Below are 2,782 nucleotides of genomic sequence, written 5' to 3' on the forward strand. Positions count from 1 at the left end.
GTTGTAGACCCGCAGGATGGCGTCGAGGTAGCTCAACAGGTCTTGCCACGGCAGGAATTCATTGATGAACGCGCCCACGACCGGCGTACGGCCAAGGCCACCACCGACCAGCACGCGGAAACCCAGTTCGCCGGCGGCGTTGTGCACCGGCTCAAGGCCAATGTCGTGGACTTCGATGGCGGCGCGGTCGGAGGTAGAACCGTTGACGGCGATCTTGAACTTGCGCGGCAGATAAGCGAATTCCGGGTGGAACGTGGTCCACTGGCGGACGATCTCGCACCATGGGCGCGGGTCGATCAGCTCATCGAAGGCGACACCGGCGAACTGGTCGGTGGTGACGTTGCGCAGGCAGTTGCCGCTGGTCTGGATCGCGTGCATCTGCACGGTGGCCAGTTCAGCGAGAATGTCCGGAATGTCTTCCACGGCCGGCCAGTTGAACTGCACGTTCTGCCGGGTACTGATGTGGGCGTAGCCCTTGTCGTAGTCACGGGCAATTTTGGCCATCATTCGCACCTGGCGCGAAGTCAGCTGGCCGTAAGGCACGGCGACTCGCAACATAGGCGCGAAACGCTGGATATAAAGGCCATTTTGCAGGCGCAGGGGGCGGAATTCTTCTTCGCTCAGCTCGCCTGCCAGATAGCGTCGGGTCTGATCACGGAACTGCTTTACGCGGTCCTCGATGATCCGCTGATCGTATTCGTCGTATACGTACATATAAGTCCTGTTCTCAGGCTTGGGCCGGTCGGAAACAGCGGCGTTTTTTGGCTTGCTGGCGTCCGATAAAACCTCGGCAATTCTGCGCGCACGGCCGCGCACTCCCTACGGAGCTGGGGCAAGATACCAGTTTGCAGTTATGCGTAAAAGTGATGTTTGAGCATATGTAAAGAACCAAATCGCCTAATGAGAATCGTTGTTGCAAAGCCCTTGTTTGTGGTGCGGGCAATCGTCGTCTTTACTCTGCTCGAGTCTTTATGCAATCACCGATAAAACCGACAAGAGGCGATGCAATGAGCAACCCAACCAAAGCACGGAAAAGCGATAGTACTGTTGATGCCTGGGCAATTTTGTTCCTGATCATTCTGGTCGTGGGGACGGCGGTTTTCTGGGTCAGCCATCAGTAAACGACCCCGTCCGGGCCCGGTTCCGACGATTGTCTGACAAAAACCGGAAAAATCGCCGTTTTACGGAGGCTCGCTGGCTATAATGCGCGGCGAATTTCCGGGGGCTCGGACGATCAATGTTGAAGTTCTTCTGTGGTGCAGTGCTGGCGCTGGGTATGGTCTGGGGACCATGTGTCCAGGCGGCGTCCGTATTGTTCCTCAATCCAGGGACCACCCAGGAGACGTTCTGGGTCAGTTACTCGCAATTCATGCAGGCCGCGGCCAAGGACCTGGGCATGGATTTGCACATCCAGTATTCCGAGCGAAACGCTGAAACCACACTCAAGCAGGCCCGCGAGGCTCTGCAAGGGCCGAATCGACCGGACTATCTGGTGTTCGTCAACGAACTGTACGTTGCGCCCGAAATCCTGCGTCTGGCTCAAGGCAGCGGTGTGAAGCTGTTTTTGGTCAACAACGGCCTGACCGCAGACCAGATGCGCCTGCTCGGCGCTCAGCCGGACAAGTATTCCGACTGGTTGGGCAGCCTGGTGCCCAACAATGAGGAGGGCGGCTACTTGATGCTCAAGCAGCTGATTCGCCTGCATCGCCCGGTCGCGCCCGGTCAGGTCATTGATCTGCTGGCCTTTTCCGGCCTGAAGATCACGCCAGCCGCGCAACAGCGTGAGAAGGGCATGATGCGGGCATTGGCCGAACACCCTGAAGTGCGGTTGCGCCAGTTGGTCTATGGCAGCTGGACCCGCGAGCGCGCCTATGAACAGGCCAGGTTGTTGTTCAAGCGTTATCCGCAAACGTCGCTGGTCTGGTCGGCCAACGATGAAATGGCCTTTGGCGCCATGCAGGCTTATGCCGAAACCGGAGGCCAGCCCGGCAAGGACGCGCTATTCAGCGCCATCAACAATTCACCGGCCGCGTTACAGGCGCTGTTGGATGGGCGGTTGAGTGTGCTGTTGGGCGGCCACTTCACTCTGGGTGGTTGGGCGCTGGTGCAGTTGCATGACTACGACCAGGGGGTGGATGTCAGCCAGTATGGTGGGCGCGACCGGCAGGTTCCGTTGTTGCAGCTGATCGATCACGCACAAGCCAGGCGATTGCTGGCTTTGAGCACCACTCAGGATTACGGTGTGGATTTCCAGAAACTCTCGGCCAAGGGGCAGCCGGCGTCCTGGCGCTACCCGTTCAGTCTGCAAGCCCTGATGCACTGAGTCGGTTCAGATACCCGCCAGGTGCAACACCAGTTTGACGATGCCAAACAGTGTCAACGCGAACACTGCCGTGAACAGAATCCCCAGAATCACGAAATGACTCGGCTTACCGTGAGTGAAGTCACGCGCCCGGTTTTTCCCGCTTTGCACCCCGAACGCCGCGGCCATGACGCTGTGCAGCATTTGCCAGAAGGTTGGTGGCTTGTTGTCGACTGGATCGTCCATAAAACCCTCGTCATCAATACATGAGAGGTAAGCATAGACAATACACCCGAAACCTGTGGGAGCGTGGCTTGCCCGCGATGGACGCGCCGCGGTTTCACAGGGAAAACGCGTCATCGTTCATCGCGGGCAAGCCACGCTCCCACAGGGGATGGGGGTTAGTTGTCGTAACCCAGGTTCGGCGCCAGCCAACGCTCGGTCACGCTCAGCTCCTGGCCTTTGCGCGAGGTGTAGCTC

Annotated in this window: 3 protein-coding genes; 1 reads left to right on the forward strand and 2 read right to left on the reverse strand. The window is 58.6% G+C overall.

The annotated features are described in order from the left end of the window. Positions 1–714 (reverse strand): nitrite/sulfite reductase (locus ACXRVY_RS22965; protein ID WP_458238322.1); only part of this gene is annotated, 714 nt, incomplete at its 3' end. A 523-nt stretch (positions 715–1,237) separates the two neighbouring features. On the opposite strand from ACXRVY_RS22965, the gene ACXRVY_RS22970 reads away from it, so the two are divergent. Then, the gene (locus ACXRVY_RS22970) at positions 1,238–2,323 is read left to right on the forward strand and encodes an ABC transporter substrate-binding protein (RefSeq protein ID WP_223462859.1); all 1,086 of its coding nucleotides are present in this window, start codon (positions 1,238–1,240) and stop codon (positions 2,321–2,323) included. A gap of 6 nt (positions 2,324–2,329) precedes the next feature. On the opposite strand, the gene ACXRVY_RS22975 is transcribed toward ACXRVY_RS22970, so the two are convergent. After that, entirely contained in the window at positions 2,330–2,548 is a 219-nt protein-coding gene (locus tag ACXRVY_RS22975) for a DUF2970 domain-containing protein (protein ID WP_223462860.1), read from the reverse strand. Positions 2,549–2,782 lie beyond the last annotated feature (234 nt).

It is taken from the genome of Pseudomonas sp. P5_A2_2 (genome assembly GCF_054177685.1).